This is a genomic window from Belnapia sp., assembly GCF_059504005.1.
Genome location: NZ_JCACHU010000150.1, coordinates 62,536 through 78,375 on the forward strand (window position 1 = coordinate 62,536; position 15,840 = coordinate 78,375).

The following is a 15,840-nucleotide window of genomic DNA, read 5'->3' on the forward strand; positions in this document are numbered from 1 at the left end:
CTTGGAGCCCCCACGACGCCGCGCAGCGGTGTCGTGAGGAGTTCTCAGCCGGCCTTCTTGGTGAAGTCGACCTTGTCGTTCGCGCCGGGATGCGGCGGCTCTCCGGTCGTGACGGCCTTGATGTAGCCGTAGGCATGGACCAGCGTGCTGCTCGGGCTGTCCCAGTATTCGGCGCCCTCGCACTCGACGCGGATCAGCTCGATCTTCGGATCCTCCGGCCCGGCCGGGAACCAGACGCGCAGCGGCTCGCTCCAGAGCTGCTTCTGCTTCGCCGCGTCCTTGATCACCTCGGCCATGCCGTAGATCGAGACGTAGTTCTGGCTGCTCGGGTCGGAGAAGGCGAGGAGGACGCGGCCGTCATCCCGCGTCTCGGCGGTAACCGGGCTGCCGCCGCTGGCGAAGAACCAGAGCACGCCGTCGAACTCCTTGTTCACCGCGCGCATCGGCCGGCCGCGGAAGCGGCCCTCGCTGTCCTGCGTGACCATCATGGTCACGTCGATGTCCTTGATCATCTCCCAGACCTTGCGCTTGGCCTCGGCGTCGCTGCGGGTTTCCGGCATGGTGGCCTCCGTTTCGGGGTGTCGGCAGACCAACGACCGGGGCCGCGACCGGTTGCAGGCGGCCGGGGCCCAGCCTAGCCTCGCCCGGACAGCCGAGGACAGCCCGTGAGCGACGCCACCGAGCCCACCATCATCGCCCGCCGCGAGGGTGCCGCCGGCACCCTGCTGATGAACCGGCCCAGGACGCTGAACGCGCTCGACCTCGAGATGATCCGCGGCTTCCAGTCCGCGCTCGATGCCTGGAGCGGCGATCCGGCGGTGAGGCTCGTCATCGTCGAGGGGGCGGGCGGGAAGGCCTTCTGTGCCGGCGGCGACGTGCGGCGGGTGCGCGAGCAGGCGATCGCCGGCGATGCGGCCGCCATCGAGTCCTTCTTCGCCGAGGAATATGCGGTGAACCGGGGCATCGCCACCATCGGCAAGCCCTGGGTCTCGCTGATTGACGGCGTCTGCATGGGGGGCGGCATCGGCGTCTCGGTGCATGGCAGGCCGGTGGTGGTGACGGAGGCGGCGATGCTGGCGATGCCGGAGACGGCGATCGCCCTCTTCCCCGATGTCGGCACCAGCCATGTGCTGCCGAAGCTGCCGGGCGCCGTCGGCACCTGGCTGGCGCTGACCGGCGCGCGGCTGCGCGGGGGCGATGCGGTGGCGGCGGGGCTCGCCAGCCATTTCGTCCCGAAGGCGAGGCTGCCGGCGCTGCGCGAGGCGCTGCTCGGCGGCGATGCCTCGGTGGTCGAGCGCTTCGCCGAGGCGCCGCCGGAGGCCGGCTTCGCGCCGCACCGCGCGGCGATCGACCGCTGCTTCGGGCGCGACACCATGCCCGCGATCCTCGCCGCGCTGGAGGCGGAGGGGACGGAATGGGCGGCGGAGCAGATGAAGATCCTGCGGCGGATGTCGCCGACCAGCCTCTGCGTCTCGCTCGAGCTGCTGCGGCGGGGCGCCGGGGCGACGCTCGACGAGTGCCTCTCGATGGAGCTGGCGCTCACCCGCAGCGTGGTGAACCGGCACCCGGACTTCCGCGAGGGGGTGCGCAGCGTGCTCGTCGACAAGGACGGCGCGCCGCGCTGGGAACCGGCGACGATCGAGGCGGTGGACCCCGCCGCGATCGCCGCCCTGTTCGAGGGCTGAGCCGGGCTCAGGCCACCGGGCCGATATGCCGCAGCACGGCCTCCGCCGCATGGCTGTCGCCATGCCGGATGTCGGCGCGGGCCGAGACGACCTTGTCGATGGCGCGGCCGAGATGCGCGTCGCCGGCGGCGCGGGCGTTCAGCAGCGCGGTCTCCGCCCGCTCGAGCCGGGCCTCGGCGAGTTGCGGGTGGCGGGCCCTCAGCGCCGCATCGGCCTCGTGCAGGTAGGCGCCGACCTCCTGCTTCACCGGCGGCTCGGCGGCGCTGGCAGGCGCGGCGGCGATCCAACCGGTGGCGAGCAGGGCCAGGGCCAGGGTGGTGCGGGGCAGGGTAATGCTCATGATTGCGTCCTCCATCTGGGATGCGGAGGCGTCGCCGCGGTCATGCCCGTGTCGGCGTCTCGCGGGAGGATAGTTGGTCATCCAACATGGCTGCACGTTGCACCGCGGCATGAAGCTGCGGACAGGCAACGACACGGCCTCGCGACGCGGCCTCAGCGGCCGACCAGCACCAGCACCACGCCGGAGACGACGGTGAGCGCACCGAACACCTCGGCCCGCGTCGGCTGCTCGCGCAGGTAGAAACGGCTGAAGAGCAGGGTCATCAGGATCTCCACCTGGCCGACGGCGCGCACCAGCGCCACGGGGGCGAGCGCGAAGGCCGAGAACCAGCAGGCCGAGCCGCAGGCCGAGAGGGCGCCGACCTGGGCGCTGCTCCGCCAGGTCGTGAAGACGGCGCGGAGCTGCGCCGGCTCCCTCGCCAGCAGCCAGCCGCCCTGCATGATGGTCTGCAGGATGTTGGTCGCCACCAGCGTCACCAGGGCGCGCAGGATCGCGTCCTCGCCCGGCAGGGCGAAGTTGGCGCTCTTGATCAGGACGCTGGTGAGGGCGAAGCAGAAGCCCGAGGCGAGGCCGCAGATGGCCGCCGGCTGCACGGTGGCGCGGGCGAGCTCCCGCCAGGAGGCGGCGCGGCCCGCGAGCGACAGCCAGAGCACGCCCGCGACGCCGACCGCGATGCCGCACCAGGCGATGGCCGAGATGCGCTCGCCGAGCAGGACGAGGGCGAGGATGGCGCCCTGCACCGCCTCCGTCTTCGCATAGGCGGTGCCGACGGCGAAGCCGCGATGGCCGAAGGCCATGATCAGCAGGTTGGTGCCGAGGATCTGGCCGAGCCCGCCGGCGGCGCAGAAGAGCAGAAACGTGAGGTTCAGCGGCGGGAGGCTGCCGCCGAAGGCCGCGAGGTAGAGGGCCAGCAGCAGCGCCCCCACCGGCACGCCGTAGAGGTAGCGCACCACCGCCGCGGCATTGACCGAGAGCTGGCCGCGCAGCCGCTGCTGCATGGCCGTGCGCCAGCACTGGAACAGCGCGGCGGCGAGGGTGACGGGCAGCCAGAGCGGCGAGAGGATCATTGCGGCTCAGGCTGGGGGCCGGGTCAACTCGCGTCAAGCTGCAGCCCCTCCTTGCGGATGACCTGGGCCCATTTCTCGGTCTCGCCGTTGACGAAGGCCGCGTACTGCTCGAGCGAGCCGTAGAGCGAGACGCCGCCCATCTCGCGCCAGCGGGCCTTCACCTCCTCCGTCTCGTGCCAGGCCTTCATGGCGGCGTTGAGCGCCTCGGCGATCGGGCGGGGCGTGGCGGCGGGGACGAAGATGCCGAACCAGGTGTTGACGTCGAAGGCCGCGAGCTCCGGCATCGTCTCGCGCGCGGCGGGGATGTCGGGGAGGGTGAAGTTGCGGTCGGCGCTGCTGACGGCGAGCGCGCGTACGCGGCCGGCCCTGATCTGCTGGATGCCGCTCGTCAGGTTGTCCCACATGTACTGGATGTTGCCGGCGACGAGCTCGATCGCGGCGGGGCCGGCGCCGCGGAAGGGGACGTGGATGGCCTCCGTCCCCGTCGCCTGGTTGAACCAGACGCCGGTGAGGTGCGGCGACTGGCCGACGCCGGGGGAGCCGTAGCTCAGCTTGCCGGGATTGGCCTTCAGATGGGCGACGAGCTCGGGCAGGGTGTTGGCCGGGACGGAGGGGTGGACGACCAGCACGTTGGGCCCGCGCACGGTGCCGGCGATGGGCAGCAGGCTGGTGCGGTCATAGGGCAGGCTGCGGTAGAGCGAGAGGCCGATGGCCTGCGGGCCGATATTGCCGAGCAGCAGGTTCAGCCCGTCCGGGGCGGCGCGCACGATCTCCGTCGTGCCGATGACGCCGCCGGCGCCGGAGCGGTTCTCGACCACGCAGTTCTGGCCGAAATGGCTCTGCAGGTAGGGCGCGAGGAGGCGGGCGCTGATATCGGCCGTGCCGCCGGGGGCGGCGGGGACGACGATGCGGATGGGCTGGCTCGGCCGCCATTCGCCCTGGGCCAAGGCGGGGGTGGCGAGCAGGCTGGCGAGCGCCGTGCGGCGGGTGATGCGTGGCATGGAGGTCCTCCCGGGTTTTGCCGGGGAGGATGGCGCGAAACGATTAACCGGACCAGTCATGCCGGCTCCATCCACCGGGGGATGCGGGCGCGGCCGGCGACGAAGCGGTGCATGGAATGCAGGGTGCGCCAGACCTGCCTCGGCGGGTGCCAGGGGCGCTCCAGCATCGATCGGGCGAAGCGGTCGAAAACGGGCTGGTAGATTTCGGACAAACCCGGGTCGGGCAGGAATTGGGACGGGGCGGGCAGGGCCGAGAAGAGGCGGAGGCTGCGGGCGAGGACGATGGCGTGGAGGTTGCCGCAGAGGCGGATGGCGCGGCGGAAGGCGCAGCAGATGCGATGCGCCAGGGTGGCGAGGCGCCTGGGGTGGAGGGCGAGGGCCACCAGCAGGCGGGGCCAGAGGCCGGCCTTGGCCCAGCGGCGGTAGGAGCGGGAGACGGTGTCGGGCTTGCCGTGCTCGGGCGGCAGCAGGCGCCAGGGGGCGCGGCCGCCCCGGTACTTGGTGGTGGCCCAGCGGAAGATGGCGTCGAGCCGGGCGCGGGGGGTGGCGTCCATGGGCCGGCCGCGCTCCTGCGTGCCGCAGGCCATGGCGTCGAGCAGGGGCGCCATCGCGGCCCATTCGGACATCGGTCATCGGCGCCCAGGAGCGGGCGGGGGTCAGGCGGGTGAGGGGGTCGAGGCAGATGGGGCGGAGGATGTCGTGCCTCGCCAGGAAGCCAGGGGGGAGGAGGCCGGGCGGGATGGGGTCGGGCTGGCGGCGGCGCATGGGGGAAGGGCTCCGCGGTGCAGCCGTGAACGTATTAGGAACAATGCGAAAGAGCAAGATCTCGCCGGTCAGCCTGCCGGGGTGCGGTCCTCCGCGGTGATGGCACGGAGGACGCGGCAGGGGTTGCCGGCCGCGAACATGCCGGGCGGGATGCTTCGCGTCACGACGCTGCCGGCGCCGATGACGCTGCCCGAGCCGATGGTCACGCCGGGGAGGATGAGGGCCCCGGCGCCGACCCAGACATCGGCGCCGATCTCGACCGGCTTGCCGTATTCCCGGCCCCGGCGCAGCGCGGCATCGAGCGGATGCATCGGCGTCAGGATCTGCACGCCCGGCCCGAACAGCGTGTAGTCGCCGATGCGGACCCGACAGACATCAAGGACGATGCAGTTGAAGTTGAAGAAGACGCGCTCGCCGAGCTCGATGTTGGTGCCGTAGTCGCAGAAGAAGGGCGGCTGCATCCAGACCGTGTCGCCGCCCTTCCCGAAGAGCTGGCGGCAGAGGTCGCGGCGGCGAGCCTCGTCGGCCTCGGCGGCGTTGAGCTGCTGGCACAGCTCGCGGGCGCGGATGCGGTCGGCGACGAGCCCGGGGTCGAGGGCGTCGTAGAGCTCGCCGGCGAGCATCCTCTCGCGTTCGCTGGGCATGGCAGGGTCCCTCCTGCTGGCGTGTCAGGCTTCGACCAGCCCCAGCCCGTTCAGCCCCGGCAGCAGCTCCGGCCAGCGGCGGGCCTCCGCGGATTGCAGCAGGATGCGGGCCCAGGCGACCCAGCCGGACCAGGCGATGCGCTTGTCCCAGGCGACGCCCCAGTCGGCGAGCAGGGCGAGGCCGGCATCGGCGTGGCGCGCGGCGGCCTCCCAGTCGGCGGCGGCCAGCGAGAGCTGGGCGAGGAGCAGGCGGGGCTCGGCGACGTAGGGGTTGTGGGCGGCGGCGGCCTCCAGCACCCGGCGGGTGGGGTCGGGGCTGGCGACGGGGAGGGCGCGGGTCACGGCCTGCCAGTAGAGCGTCGCGGCGGCCAGCTCGTCGGCGGGGTCGAGCCGCGCCGTGCAGCGGGCGAAGACGGGGGGCGTGGGGATGCGCCATCCGGGGGGCATCTCCGCGAGCGGCAGGGCGAGGCGGGAGAGGGTGGAGAGGGCGGTGGCCGTCGGCTTGAGCGGGCCGGGCCAGAGGGCGGCGGCCCAGTGGTCCTGCACCCGGCGCGGCTTGGAGGGGCCGGGGAAGCCGGGGAAGAGCTCGTCCTGCCAGGAATGCCACTGCTCGGCGATGTCGGCGATGGTGGCGATGGCGAAGATGGCCACGTCGCGCATGGAGAGGAGGATGGCGGGGGCCCCCTCGCGCTCGAGGACCATGCCCTCCTCGGGCAGGTCGCCCTCCTCCAGCAGGCGGCGGGTGAAGAGGGTGCGGGGCATGGTGCAGAAGAGGTGGACCAGGCGCTCCGCCTCCTCGCCCAGGGCCTGGCGGAGGGGGGCGCGGTCGGCGAAGAGCTTCAGGTCCACGTATTCGTTCGAGTAGACGCTGTGGAAGAGGCCGAGCAGGCGGATCTCGCGCGGCATGTCCCAGAGGGCGAGGGTACGGTAGAGGCCGAGCAGGTGGTCCTTGAAGGTGCCGGCCTTGTGCCAGTCCTCGCCGGCGGCGCGGGCGAAGAGCAGGTCGAGGAGCGGGGGAAGCTCCGGGTCGATCGCGGCCCAATCCTCGGCGAGGAGGGGCTTGATGAGCGGGTGCATCACGGCTCCACCCGGTAGCGGAAGTCGCAATGGCTGGCGCCGCCCATCAGCGTCTGGGTGCGGGTCAGCTTGAGCTTCGGGTCGTAGCCCTCGCAGAAGGCGCCGTCGCGGTTGCAGGAGAGGACGGCGCCGAGCTCGGCGAGGCCCATCTGGCGGTACATCTCCGAGTATCGGCAGCGGGTGACGTTGAAGCCGTAGCTGGTCTCGCTGCGGTCCGTGACCTCGATGCGCAGCGCGTCGTCGCGAGTCCAGCGCTCCTGGATGGCGATGAAGTGGTCGAGGCTCGGGCCGTCGGGGGATTCGGCGGCCATGGTGGCGGCGGCCTCCTTGGCGAGCTTGACGATGGCGCGGGAGAGGATCGCCTTGGCCTGCTCGGGGCCGAGCGCGGCGGCCATCTCCTCGTAGATGCCCTTGGCGAAGGCGGCTTCGATGCGGCGCTGTTCGAGGATGCCGATGCTGCTCATCGCGGGGGGCTCCGGTGGTTGGCAGGGGGAGGGTAGAGGGGCGGGGGCTGGACCGGAAGGCCAAGCGGGGCCAGATGCGGGGCCGGATGAGCGGCGACGGGAGCGGGACGATCATGGCACTGGACGCCGATCTACTGATCGACAGGCGGCGGCTGAAGCGGCGCCTGGCGCTGTGGCGCGGCTTCGCCCTGCTGCTGGTGCTGGGGGCTGCCCTGGCCTGGCTGGGGCGCGGGGCGGAGGTGCCGGGTCTCGGGGCCGGGCGCATCGAGCGGCTGACCGTCTCGGGCTTCATCAGCGACGACAGGAAGCTGCAGGAGGCGCTCGACAAGCTCGCCAAGGATGCGGGGGTGCGGGCGGTGATCGTCGCCATCGACAGCCCCGGCGGGACGGTGAGCGGCGGCGAGGCGCTGCATGCGGCGCTCGGCCGGCTCAGGGCGGCGAAGCCCGTCGTCGCGGTGATGCGGGGGACGGCGGCCTCGGCGGGCTACATGACGGCCGTCGCGGCGGAGCGGATCTTCGCCCGCGAGTCGACGCTGACGGGCTCGATCGGGGTGATCCTGCAGACCTTCGACACCTCGGAGCTGCTGGCGCGGCTGGGGGTCAGGGGGGAGGCGCTGGTCTCGGGGCCGCTGAAGGACCAGCCCAATCCCTTCCATCCGCTCTCGCCCGAGGGGCGGGCAGCGCTGCAGGGCGTGATCGGCGACATGTATGCGCAATTCGTCGAGAAGGTGGCGGCGGGGCGGCGCATGCCGGTCGAGCAGGTGCGGGGGCTGGCCGATGGGCGGGTCTTCACCGGGCGGCAGGCGCTGGAGGCGGGGCTGGTGGACGCGATCGGCGGCGAGGCGGAGGCCAGGGCCTGGCTGGCGGCCGAGAAGGGCGTTCCGGCCGATCTCCCCGTGCGGGACATCGATACCCGCAGCATGGGCGAGCGGCTGGTGGGGGCGAACTTCGGGGCCTTGGCGAAAATCGTGGTTTCAGAATGGCTTGGCGTTGACGGGCTCGGCCTGCTCTGGCAGCTTCCCCGCTGAGGGGCAGGATGGGGCGGCGATGACCAAGAGCGAGCTGATCGCGCATCTGGCGGCGGAGAACCCGCATCTGCGCCAGCCGGATATCGAGCTGATCGTGGCGACCATCTTCGAGGAGATCACCGAGGCGCTGACCCGGGGGGACCGGGTGGAGCTGCGCGGCTTCGGCGCCTTCTCGGCCAAGAAGCGGGACCCGCGGACGGGGCGCAACCCGCGCACCGGGGCGGCCGTTCCGGTGGAGGGCAAGGCCGTCCCCTATTTCAAGCCGGGCAAGGAGCTCCGGGAGCGGGTGAATGGCGGGCAGGTCCCGGCCGCGCCACGCCCGGCCCGCGCCGCGGCCAGTTCGTGAAGGACCCCCTCCCATGCTGCGTCTGATCCTGCTGCTGCCTGTTCTAGTGGTGCTCGTGCTCTTCGGCCTGTCGAACCGGGAGGAGGTGGAGCTGCATCTCTGGCCGCTCGACTTCACCTGGGCGGTGCCGCTCTCGACCGCGATGCTGGTCTTCGCCGCGGTGTTCTTCCTCTTCGGCGCGCTGGTGGCCTGGACGGCGGGGCTGCATTACCGGACGCGGGCGCGGCGCTCGGCGCGGGCGGCGCAGGTGCTGGAGGCGGAGCTCAACGAGTACCGCGCCGCGGCGGCGCGGCAGGTCGGGCCGGTGCCGCAGCCGGCGGGGACCAACCTCGCGCGGCTGCAGCGGCCGGCGGCCTGAGGTGCTCGCGCGTCCCCGCACGGGGGCCGAGCGCGTCATACCGGCGATCGACACCCCGGACATCCGACGGGCGGAGGCGCTGGCGCGGGCGCTGGCGCCGGGCTGCGGGGCGGTGAAGCTCGGGCTCGAGCTCTACGCCGCGCAGGGGCCGGAGGCGGTGCGGCGGGTGGCGCCGGTGGCGCCGGTCTTCCTCGACCTCAAGCTGCATGACATCCCGAATACCGTGGCCGGCGCGGTGCGCTCGCTGCTGCCCTTGCGGCCGGCGATGCTGACGCTGCATGGCGCGGGCGGGGCGGCGATGATCGGCGCGGCGCGGAAGGCCGCCGAGGCGGCGGGGGAGGCGAGGCCGATCCTGCTCGCCGTCACCGTGCTGACGAGCCTCGATGCCGGGGCGCTGGCGGAGACGGGCGTGGCCGGCGGGCCGGTGCAGCAGGTGCTGCGGCTGGCGCGGCTGGCGCTCGGGGCCGGGGCGGATGGGCTGGTCTGCTCGCCGCGCGAGGTCGGGCCGATCCGCGATGCCTTCGGCGCGGCGCCGCTGCTGGTGGTGCCGGGGGTGCGGCCGGCCGGGAGCGCCGTGGGCGACCAGGCGCGGGTGGCGACGCCGGCGGAGGCGGTGGCGGCGGGGGCCGATTGGATCGTGGTCGGGCGGCCGATCACCGGCGCCGAGGATCCGGCGGCGGCGCTGCGGGCAATCGCCGGGGAGATCGCGTGATCGAGGTGAAGATCTGCGGGGTCCGCGATGCGGCGGGCTTCGACGCGGCGGCGGAGGCGGGGGCGGCGATGGTCGGCTTCGTCTTCTACCCGCCCTCGCCGCGGGCGGTGACGCCCGGGGAGGCGGCGGCGCTCTCGGCGCGGATCGAGGGCGGGCCGGTCCGCGTCGGGCTCTTCGTCGACCCGACGGATGCGGAGATCGCGGCGGCGCTGGCGGCGGTGCCGCTCGGGCTGATCCAGCTGCATGGGGCGGAGAGCCCGGCGCGCTGCGCCGCGATCCGCGCCCGGTTCGGCGTGCCGGTGATGAAGGCGGTGGGCATCGGGAGCGAGGCGGATTTCGCGGCGCTCGAGGCCTATGCGCCGGTGGTCGACCGCTTCCTGCTGGATGCCAAGCCGCCGGCGGGGGCGGGCCTGCCGGGGGGGAATGCGGCCGCCTTCGACTGGGGGCTGACGGCGGGGCGGGTGATCCCACGGCCGTGGCTGCTGGCAGGGGGGCTCACGCCGGAGACGGTGGCGGAGGCGATCCAGCAGAGCGGGGCGGCGGGGGTCGATGTGTCCTCCGGCGTCGAGCGGGCGCGGGGGGTGAAGGATCCGGGGCGGATCAGGGACTTCGTGGGCGCGGCGCGGGATCCCCGTAGGGCATGAGGCGGGCGGTGCTCGCCCTCGCGGCGCTGCTGCTGTGCAGCGGGGCTGCGCCGGCGGCCGAGCGGCGCTGCGGCTGGCTGCTGAACCCCACCCCGGCGAACTGGTCGCTCCGCGACCGCGACGGGGAGTGGCTGCTCTCCTCCCAGGGCGGCTACGAGGCGGCGGGCATGGAGGCGATGCCGGACATGAGCGGGGCGGGCTGGGTCGTCACCAACGGCGCCTCCCACGGGCATGGCTGCGCCTGCCTGACCGTCGAGGCGGACCCGAAGGCGCGGCGCGTCCTCCGGCTGCTCGCGGCCCAGCCCCTGCCGCTGGCGCGGTGCCGGGCCGACCGGAGCCTGCCGCCGCCCTGACCACGCCCTGACCACGCCCTTCTTTCCCCTCTCGTCCTGCTGCTCTATGACGGCGGCCGGACAAGGGGAAAGCCAGTGAACAAGCCGCTGCCGAACAGCTTCCGCCAGGGCCCGGACATGCAGGGCCGCTTCGGCCAATTCGGCGGGCGCTTCGTCGCCGAGACGCTGATGCCGCTGATCCTCGAGGTCGAGCAGGCCTATGAGGCGGCGAAGCGCGACCCCACCTTCGATGCCGAATGGCGCAGGCTGCTGACCCATTACGTCGGGCGGCCGAGCCCGCTCTGGTTCGCGGAGCGGCTGACGCGGCACCTCGGCGGGGCGAAGGTCTACTTCAAGCGCGACGAGCTGAACCATACCGGCGCGCACAAGATCAACGCCGTGCTCGGGCAGATCCTGCTGGCCAAGCGCATGGGCAAGACGCGCATCATCGCCGAGACCGGGGCGGGGCAGCATGGCGTGGCGACGGCCACCGTCTGCGCGCTGTTCGACCTGCCCTGCACCGTCTTCATGGGTGCGACCGACGTGGAGCGGCAGCAGCCGAACGTCTTCCGGATGAAGCTGCTCGGCGCCGAGGTGATGCCGGTGACGAGCGGGGCGGCGACGCTCAAGGATGCGATGAACGAGGCGCTGCGCTACTGGGTCGCCAATGTCGAGGACACCTACTACTGCATCGGCACCGTCGCCGGGCCGCACCCCTATCCGGTGATGGTGCGGGACTTCCAGAGCGTCATCGGCGAGGAGGCGAAGCAGCAGATGATGGCGGCCGAGGGCAGGCTGCCGGATGCGCTGGTGGCGGCGATCGGCGGCGGGTCGAACGCGATGGGGCTGTTCTATCCCTTCCTCGACGATGCCTCCGTCAGGATGTACGGCGTGGAGGCGGCGGGGCATGGCGTGGAGACGGCGCAGCATGCCGCCTCGCTGACCAAGGGGCGGCCGGGCGTGCTGCACGGCAACCGCACCTACCTGCTGCAGGATGCGCATGGGCAGATCACCGAGGCGCATTCGATCAGCGCCGGGCTCGACTATCCGGGCGTCGGGCCGGAGCATTCCTGGCTGCACGAGCTCGGCCGCGTGCAGTATGTGAGCGCGACCGATGACGAGGCTCTGGCCGCCTTCCAGCTCTGCTCGAAGCTCGAGGGCATCATCCCGGCGCTGGAGCCGGCGCATGCGCTGGCGCATGTGGTCCGCATGGCGCCGCAGCTCCCCCGGGACGAGATCGTGCTGATGAATCTCTGCGGGCGCGGGGACAAGGACATCTTCACCGTGGCGCGGCATCTGGGAGTGGAGATGTGAGCCGGATCGCTGCGAAGTTCGCTGCGCTGAAGGCGGAGGGGCGCAAGGCGCTCGTCACCTACCTGCAGGGCTTCGACCCGGACCGGGAGACCTCGCTGGCGCTGCTGCGCGGGCTGCCGGGGGCGGGGGCCGACCTGTTGGAGCTCGGCGTGCCCTTCACCGACCCGATGGCGGACGGGCCCTCCATCCAGCGCGCGGCGCAGCGGGCGCTGAAGGCGGGGGCGACGCTGCACGGCGTGCTCGATCTGGTGCGGGACTTTCGCCGCGGCGACGACGCGACGCCGATCGTCCTCATGGGCTACTACAACCCGATCCTCGCCTATGGCGTCGACGGCTTCTGCACGGATGCGGCCGCGGCCGGCGTCGACGGGCTGATCCTCGTCGACCTGCCGCCGGAGGAGGCGGGGGAGATCGAGCCGCAGGCCCGCGCGGCAGGCATCGACCTGATCCGGCTGGTGGCGCCGACGACCGACGATGCGCGGCTGCCGCGCGTGCTCGCGGCGACCAGCGGCTTCGTCTACTACGTCTCGATCACCGGCATCACCGGCACGCGCAGCGCGACGGCGGCCTCGCTGGAGGAGGCGGTCCCGCGCATCCGCCGGCATACCGACCTGCCGATCGCCATCGGCTTCGGCATCCGCACGCCGCAGCAGGCGGGCGAGGCGGCGCGGCTGGCCGACGGGGCGGTGGTCGGCACGGCGCTCGTCGACACGCTGGCGGCCTCGCTCGACGAGGACGGCGGGGCAAGGCCCGAGACGGTGGGGCTGGTGCTGGAGCAGGTGCGGGCGCTGGCGGGGGCGGTGCAGGCCGGATGAACTGGATCAGCGAATGGGCGCTGCCCAAGATCAAGACGCTGTTCGGCGCGCCGCGGGAGGTGCCGGAGAATCTCTGGCACAAATGCCCGGTCTGCGAGCAGATGATCTTCCACCGCGACCTCGAGCGGAACCTGCATGTCTGCACCCATTGCGGGCACCACATGCGGGTCGGGGCGCGGGTGCGGCTGGACTACACGCTGGATGCCGGGTGGTCGCGGATCGAACTGCCGAAGGCGCCGCAGGACCCGCTGCGGTTCCGCGACCAGCGGCGCTACGTGGAGCGGCTGCGGGAGGCGCAGGCCAAGGCCGGGCAGGAGGATGCGGTCGTCGTCGCGCATGGGACGCTCGACGGCAACCGCGTGGTCGCGGCCGCCTTCGAGTTCAGCTTCATGGGCGGGTCGATGGGCGCGGGCGTGGGCGAGGCACTGGTGACGGCGGCGCGGCTCGCGGTGCTGCAGGATGCGCCGCTGATCGTCTTCACCGCCTCGGGCGGGGCGCGGATGCAGGAGGGCGCGATCAGCCTGATGCAGATGCCGCGCACCGTCATCGCCACGCGCATGGTGAAGGAGGCGGGGCTGCCCTTCATCACCGTGCTCTGCGACCCGACCACGGGCGGCGTGACGGCGAGCTTCGCCATGCTGGGCGACGTGCAGATCGCCGAGCCCGGGGCGATGATCGGCTTCGCCGGCGCCCGCGTCATCGAGCAGACGGTGCGGGAGAAGCTGCCGGAGGGGTTCCAGCGGGCGGAGTACCTGCTGCAGCACGGCATCCTCGACATGGTGGTGCCGCGGGGCGAGATGCGGGCGACGCTGGCGCGGCTGATCGGCCTGCTGCGGACGCCGGAGCGGGTGGAGGCGCCGCCGCCAGCGGATGAGGCGGCCGAGCCGGTCCCGGCGCTGCCCGCGCCGGAGGGGCCGGCCGTCCCGGCGTGAGGGGGCGGGCGTGAGGCGGAGCGAGGCCATCCTCGAGCGGCTGCATGCGCTGCATCCGGTGGCGATCGACCTGAGCCTCGGGCGGCTCGAGGCGCTGCTCGGGAAGCTCGGGCATCCGGAGCGGCGGCTGCCGCCCGTGGTGCATGTCGCGGGGACCAACGGCAAGGGCTCGACCTGCGCCTTCCTCCGCGCCATCGGCGAGGCGGCGGGGCAGCGGGTGCATGTCTTCACCTCGCCGCACCTCGTGCATTTCAACGAGCGGATCCGGCTGGCGGGCGCGCTGGTCGGGGAGGAGGCGCTGGGGGCGGCGCTCGCGGAGGTGGAGGCGGTGAATGCCGGGGCGGCGATCACCGTCTTCGAGGTCATCACCGCCGTCGCCTTCCTGCTGTTCAGCCGCGTGCCGGCCGACCTGCTGGTGCTGGAGGTGGGGCTCGGCGGGCGGTTCGACGCGACCAACCTGATCCCGCCCCCGCGGGTGGCGGCGATCACCTCCATCTCCATGGACCACATGGAGTTCCTCGGCGACAGCCTGGAGAAGATCGCCTTCGAGAAGGCGGGGATCATCAAGCCGGGCGTGCCCTGCGTGACGGGGGCGCAGGAGCCGGTGGCGCTCGGCGTGCTGGAGCGCGTGGCGGCGGAGGCGGGGGCGCCGCTGCTCGCCCGAGGGCAGGGGTGGAGCGTCGAGCGGCATGCGGGCGGGCTGCGCTATGCCGATGCGGCGGGGGTGGTGGAGCTGCCGCCGCCGGGGCTGCTCGGGGCGCATCAGGCGGACAATGCGGGGATTGCCGTCGCGGCACTCCGGGCCTGGGGGCCGGGCTGGCTCGGCGAGGGGGCGCTGGCGTCGGGCGTCGCCCGGGTGAAGTGGCCGGGGCGGATGCAGCGCCTCGGCGGGCGACTTGCCGCGATGCTGCCCGAGGGGTGGGAGCTCTGGCTGGATGGCGGGCACAATGCGGGGGGCGGGCTCGCCATCGCCGAGCAGGCGCGGGCCTGGGGGGACCGGCCGCTGCATCTCCTGGTCGGGATGAAGGGGACGAAGGTCGTCGAGGATTTCCTGCGGCCGCTGCTGCCGTTGGCCGGGAGCCTCTGGGCGGTGGCGGAGCCGGGGCAGCACCTGGCGACGCCGGTCGAGCGCATCGTCGCGGCGAGCGGGGGCGTGGCGCGGCCGGGGCCGACGGTGGAGGCGGCGCTGGCCGCCCTGCCGCGGGAGGGCGGGCCGGCGCGGGTGCTGGTCTGCGGGAGCCTCTACCTCGCCGGCGAGGTGCTGAAGCTGGACGGCAGCCCGTAGGGGCAGGCGGCGGTGTGTCCGGCGGCATTCCTGGGGGCTGCCGCAATACCAAGTCCGGGAGGTGCGGAATTGCTGTAACCCACGGCCCCGCCTGCGCGTTACCATCGCATGATTCTGCGAAGCCCGGAGAACGGCGCCCGCCTTCTCATCTCCCAGCCCTCCCATGCCCTGCTCTCCGGCCAGATGATGGCCGCCTGGGGTGCCCCCGGCTTTGCGTGGCCGGACCCGGCGCCCGAGGTCATCCTTGCCGCCGAGCAGCACGACATCGCCTGGCTGTCCTGGGAGACGGCCCCGACCCTCGACCAGGAGACGGGGCTGCCCCACCCCTTCATTAGGCTCGGCCCGGCGGTCCATGCGCCCATGTGGGCGCGCGGCGTGGAGCTGGCCCGCGCCGCCTACGGCCTCTGGCCTGCCCTGCTCATCTCCCTGCACGGCACGCGGGTCTATACGGAGTACATGGACCCGGAGAGCCTGCCGCCGGAGGACCGTGCCGCGATCGAGCGCAACGCTGCCAAGGAAAGCGCATTGCAGGCGGACTGGACCGCCAGGCTCGGCGCGCCGGCCGAGCAGGTCGAGCGGAACTCCGCCCTCGTCGCGGTGACCGATGCCCTTTCGCTGGCCCTCTGCTTCGCCGATCCGGACAAGGCCGGGGAGGCGCCGATGGAGGATGGCAGCACCCGCCCGATGAAGCTCGTGCGGCAGGGAGCGTCGCGCTGGTCGCTGGACCCATGGCCCTTCCGCGACAGCACGCTGACGGTGCAGTGCGAGGTGATCCGGCTGCCGGTCGAAACCCGCTGGACCGACGAGGAGGCGATGCGCCGCGACCTCCGCGACGCGACCTGGAGCAGGCTGGCCGAGACCTTGGTCCCGGCCTGACGGATCGGCTGGCTGGCGTGACCATCGGCCTGGTGGCCGCCAAGGGATCGGGGCCTGGGGCGTTCATCAGGGCCTGCGGCCATCGCTCCGATGGCCTGTTAGAGGCTGTTAAGCAATTTTATTGCGTGCTGGTGGCTGTTGGCAGCAGCGCATAG

20 protein-coding genes are annotated in these 15,840 nt (G+C 73.0%); 12 read left to right on the forward strand and 8 right to left on the reverse strand.

From position 1 onward, the window contains the following. Positions 1 to 44 precede the first annotated feature (44 nt). Complete coding sequence (locus AC5JJ1_RS21875) at positions 45 to 560, reverse strand: pyridoxamine 5'-phosphate oxidase family protein (RefSeq protein ID WP_495787229.1); 516 nt, start codon at positions 558 to 560, stop codon at positions 45 to 47. 105 nt (positions 561 to 665) lie between these two features. Between AC5JJ1_RS21875 and AC5JJ1_RS21880 the strand changes: the two genes are divergently transcribed. Continuing rightward, on the forward strand, positions 666 to 1,685 hold the full coding sequence (locus tag AC5JJ1_RS21880; RefSeq protein ID WP_495787230.1) for an enoyl-CoA hydratase/isomerase family protein: 1,020 nt from the start codon (positions 666 to 668) through the stop codon (positions 1,683 to 1,685). A gap of 7 nt (positions 1,686 to 1,692) precedes the next feature. Here AC5JJ1_RS21880 and AC5JJ1_RS21885 read toward each other — a convergent pair whose 3' ends face one another. The 7 genes from AC5JJ1_RS21885 to AC5JJ1_RS21915 form a co-directional block, all read right to left on the reverse strand. Further along, positions 1,693 to 2,025, reverse strand: coding sequence for a hypothetical protein (locus AC5JJ1_RS21885; protein WP_495787231.1), 333 nt, complete (start codon positions 2,023 to 2,025; stop codon positions 1,693 to 1,695). 152 nt (positions 2,026 to 2,177) lie between these two features. Next, positions 2,178 to 3,092, reverse strand: coding sequence for an EamA family transporter (locus AC5JJ1_RS21890; RefSeq protein ID WP_495787232.1), 915 nt, complete (start codon positions 3,090 to 3,092; stop codon positions 2,178 to 2,180). Positions 3,093 to 3,115: 23 nt separating this feature from the next. Continuing rightward, positions 3,116 to 4,093 (reverse strand): Bug family tripartite tricarboxylate transporter substrate binding protein, encoded by a 978-nt coding sequence (locus tag AC5JJ1_RS21895; protein ID WP_495787233.1) that lies wholly within the window; start codon positions 4,091 to 4,093, stop codon positions 3,116 to 3,118. A gap of 56 nt (positions 4,094 to 4,149) precedes the next feature. After that, complete coding sequence (locus AC5JJ1_RS21900) at positions 4,150 to 4,719, reverse strand: transposase (RefSeq protein WP_495787234.1); 570 nt, start codon at positions 4,717 to 4,719, stop codon at positions 4,150 to 4,152. A 207-nt stretch (positions 4,720 to 4,926) separates the two neighbouring features. Continuing rightward, positions 4,927 to 5,502, reverse strand: a complete 576-nt coding sequence (locus AC5JJ1_RS21905) for a sugar O-acetyltransferase (protein ID WP_495787235.1) — start codon at positions 5,500 to 5,502, stop codon at positions 4,927 to 4,929. A gap of 24 nt (positions 5,503 to 5,526) precedes the next feature. Next, positions 5,527 to 6,579 carry a DUF6817 domain-containing protein gene (locus AC5JJ1_RS21910; protein WP_495787236.1) on the reverse strand — a complete coding sequence of 351 codons (1,053 nt, stop codon included), beginning with the start codon at positions 6,577 to 6,579 and terminating at the stop codon, positions 5,527 to 5,529. Continuing rightward, positions 6,579 to 7,043, reverse strand: coding sequence for an L-2-amino-thiazoline-4-carboxylic acid hydrolase (locus AC5JJ1_RS21915; protein WP_495787237.1), 465 nt, complete (start codon positions 7,041 to 7,043; stop codon positions 6,579 to 6,581). The genes AC5JJ1_RS21910 and AC5JJ1_RS21915 overlap by 1 nt, the downstream gene beginning before the upstream one ends. A gap of 113 nt (positions 7,044 to 7,156) precedes the next feature. On the opposite strand from AC5JJ1_RS21915, the gene sppA reads away from it, so the two are divergent. The 11 genes from sppA (at position 7,157) to AC5JJ1_RS21970 (ending at position 15,685) form a co-directional block, all read left to right on the forward strand. Then, the gene (gene sppA, locus AC5JJ1_RS21920; protein ID WP_495787238.1) at positions 7,157 to 8,071 is read left to right on the forward strand and encodes a signal peptide peptidase SppA; all 915 of its coding nucleotides are present in this window, start codon (positions 7,157 to 7,159) and stop codon (positions 8,069 to 8,071) included. 19 nt (positions 8,072 to 8,090) lie between these two features. Then, positions 8,091 to 8,417 (forward strand): integration host factor subunit beta, encoded by a 327-nt coding sequence (gene ihfB, locus AC5JJ1_RS21925; protein ID WP_495748341.1) that lies wholly within the window; start codon positions 8,091 to 8,093, stop codon positions 8,415 to 8,417. 13 nt (positions 8,418 to 8,430) lie between these two features. Further along, positions 8,431 to 8,775: a lipopolysaccharide assembly protein LapA domain-containing protein gene (locus tag AC5JJ1_RS21930; protein WP_495787239.1), complete on the forward strand. Its 345-nt coding sequence runs from the start codon at positions 8,431 to 8,433 to the stop codon at positions 8,773 to 8,775. Between the two features lies 1 nt (position 8,776). Next, a complete protein-coding gene (pyrF, locus tag AC5JJ1_RS21935) occupies positions 8,777 to 9,487 on the forward strand; it encodes an orotidine-5'-phosphate decarboxylase (RefSeq protein WP_495787240.1) in 711 nt (236 codons plus the stop codon). Beyond that, positions 9,487 to 10,131, forward strand: a complete 645-nt coding sequence (locus AC5JJ1_RS21940; RefSeq protein WP_495787248.1) for a phosphoribosylanthranilate isomerase — start codon at positions 9,487 to 9,489, stop codon at positions 10,129 to 10,131. The genes pyrF and AC5JJ1_RS21940 overlap by 1 nt, the downstream gene beginning before the upstream one ends. Then, on the forward strand, positions 10,128 to 10,484 hold the full coding sequence (locus tag AC5JJ1_RS21945; RefSeq protein WP_495787241.1) for a DUF4087 domain-containing protein: 357 nt from the start codon (positions 10,128 to 10,130) through the stop codon (positions 10,482 to 10,484). Before AC5JJ1_RS21940 ends, AC5JJ1_RS21945 begins: the two co-directional genes overlap by 4 nt. Positions 10,485 to 10,559: 75 nt before the next feature. After that, the gene (gene trpB / locus AC5JJ1_RS21950) at positions 10,560 to 11,777 is read left to right on the forward strand and encodes a tryptophan synthase subunit beta (RefSeq protein WP_495787242.1); all 1,218 of its coding nucleotides are present in this window, start codon (positions 10,560 to 10,562) and stop codon (positions 11,775 to 11,777) included. Next, positions 11,774 to 12,592, forward strand: a complete 819-nt coding sequence (gene trpA / locus AC5JJ1_RS21955; protein WP_495787243.1) for a tryptophan synthase subunit alpha — start codon at positions 11,774 to 11,776, stop codon at positions 12,590 to 12,592. The genes trpB and trpA overlap by 4 nt, the downstream gene beginning before the upstream one ends. Next, on the forward strand, positions 12,589 to 13,524 hold the full coding sequence (gene accD, locus AC5JJ1_RS21960; protein WP_495787244.1) for an acetyl-CoA carboxylase, carboxyltransferase subunit beta: 936 nt from the start codon (positions 12,589 to 12,591) through the stop codon (positions 13,522 to 13,524). The genes trpA and accD overlap by 4 nt, the downstream gene beginning before the upstream one ends. Positions 13,525 to 13,534: 10 nt before the next feature. Further along, entirely contained in the window at positions 13,535 to 14,809 is a 1,275-nt protein-coding gene (locus tag AC5JJ1_RS21965) for a bifunctional folylpolyglutamate synthase/dihydrofolate synthase (RefSeq protein WP_495787245.1), read from the forward strand. A 108-nt stretch (positions 14,810 to 14,917) separates the two neighbouring features. Then, a complete protein-coding gene (locus AC5JJ1_RS21970; protein ID WP_495787246.1) occupies positions 14,918 to 15,685 on the forward strand; it encodes a DUF3891 family protein in 768 nt (255 codons plus the stop codon). The last annotated feature ends 155 nt before the right edge of the window (positions 15,686 to 15,840 follow it).

Coding starts and splice junctions, on each gene's coding strand:
- AC5JJ1_RS21875 (WP_495787229.1), bottom strand. CDS start 560: ATGCCGGAAACCCGCAGCGACGCCGAGGCCAAGCGCAAGGTCTGGGAG.
- AC5JJ1_RS21885 (WP_495787231.1), bottom strand. CDS start 2,025: ATGAGCATTACCCTGCCCCGCACCACCCTGGCCCTGGCCCTGCTCGCC.
- AC5JJ1_RS21890 (WP_495787232.1), bottom strand. CDS start 3,092: ATGATCCTCTCGCCGCTCTGGCTGCCCGTCACCCTCGCCGCCGCGCTG.
- AC5JJ1_RS21895 (WP_495787233.1), bottom strand. CDS start 4,093: ATGCCACGCATCACCCGCCGCACGGCGCTCGCCAGCCTGCTCGCCACC.
- AC5JJ1_RS21900 (WP_495787234.1), bottom strand. CDS start 4,719: ATGTCCGAATGGGCCGCGATGGCGCCCCTGCTCGACGCCATGGCCTGC.
- AC5JJ1_RS21905 (WP_495787235.1), bottom strand. CDS start 5,502: ATGCCCAGCGAACGCGAGAGGATGCTCGCCGGCGAGCTCTACGACGCC.
- AC5JJ1_RS21910 (WP_495787236.1), bottom strand. CDS start 6,579: ATGCACCCGCTCATCAAGCCCCTCCTCGCCGAGGATTGGGCCGCGATC.
- AC5JJ1_RS21915 (WP_495787237.1), bottom strand. CDS start 7,043: ATGAGCAGCATCGGCATCCTCGAACAGCGCCGCATCGAAGCCGCCTTC.
- sppA (WP_495787238.1), top strand. CDS start 7,157: ATGGCACTGGACGCCGATCTACTGATCGACAGGCGGCGGCTGAAGCGG.
- ihfB (WP_495748341.1), top strand. CDS start 8,091: ATGACCAAGAGCGAGCTGATCGCGCATCTGGCGGCGGAGAACCCGCAT.
- AC5JJ1_RS21930 (WP_495787239.1), top strand. CDS start 8,431: ATGCTGCGTCTGATCCTGCTGCTGCCTGTTCTAGTGGTGCTCGTGCTC.
- AC5JJ1_RS21945 (WP_495787241.1), top strand. CDS start 10,128: ATGAGGCGGGCGGTGCTCGCCCTCGCGGCGCTGCTGCTGTGCAGCGGG.
- accD (WP_495787244.1), top strand. CDS start 12,589: ATGAACTGGATCAGCGAATGGGCGCTGCCCAAGATCAAGACGCTGTTC.
- AC5JJ1_RS21970 (WP_495787246.1), top strand. CDS start 14,918: ATGATTCTGCGAAGCCCGGAGAACGGCGCCCGCCTTCTCATCTCCCAG.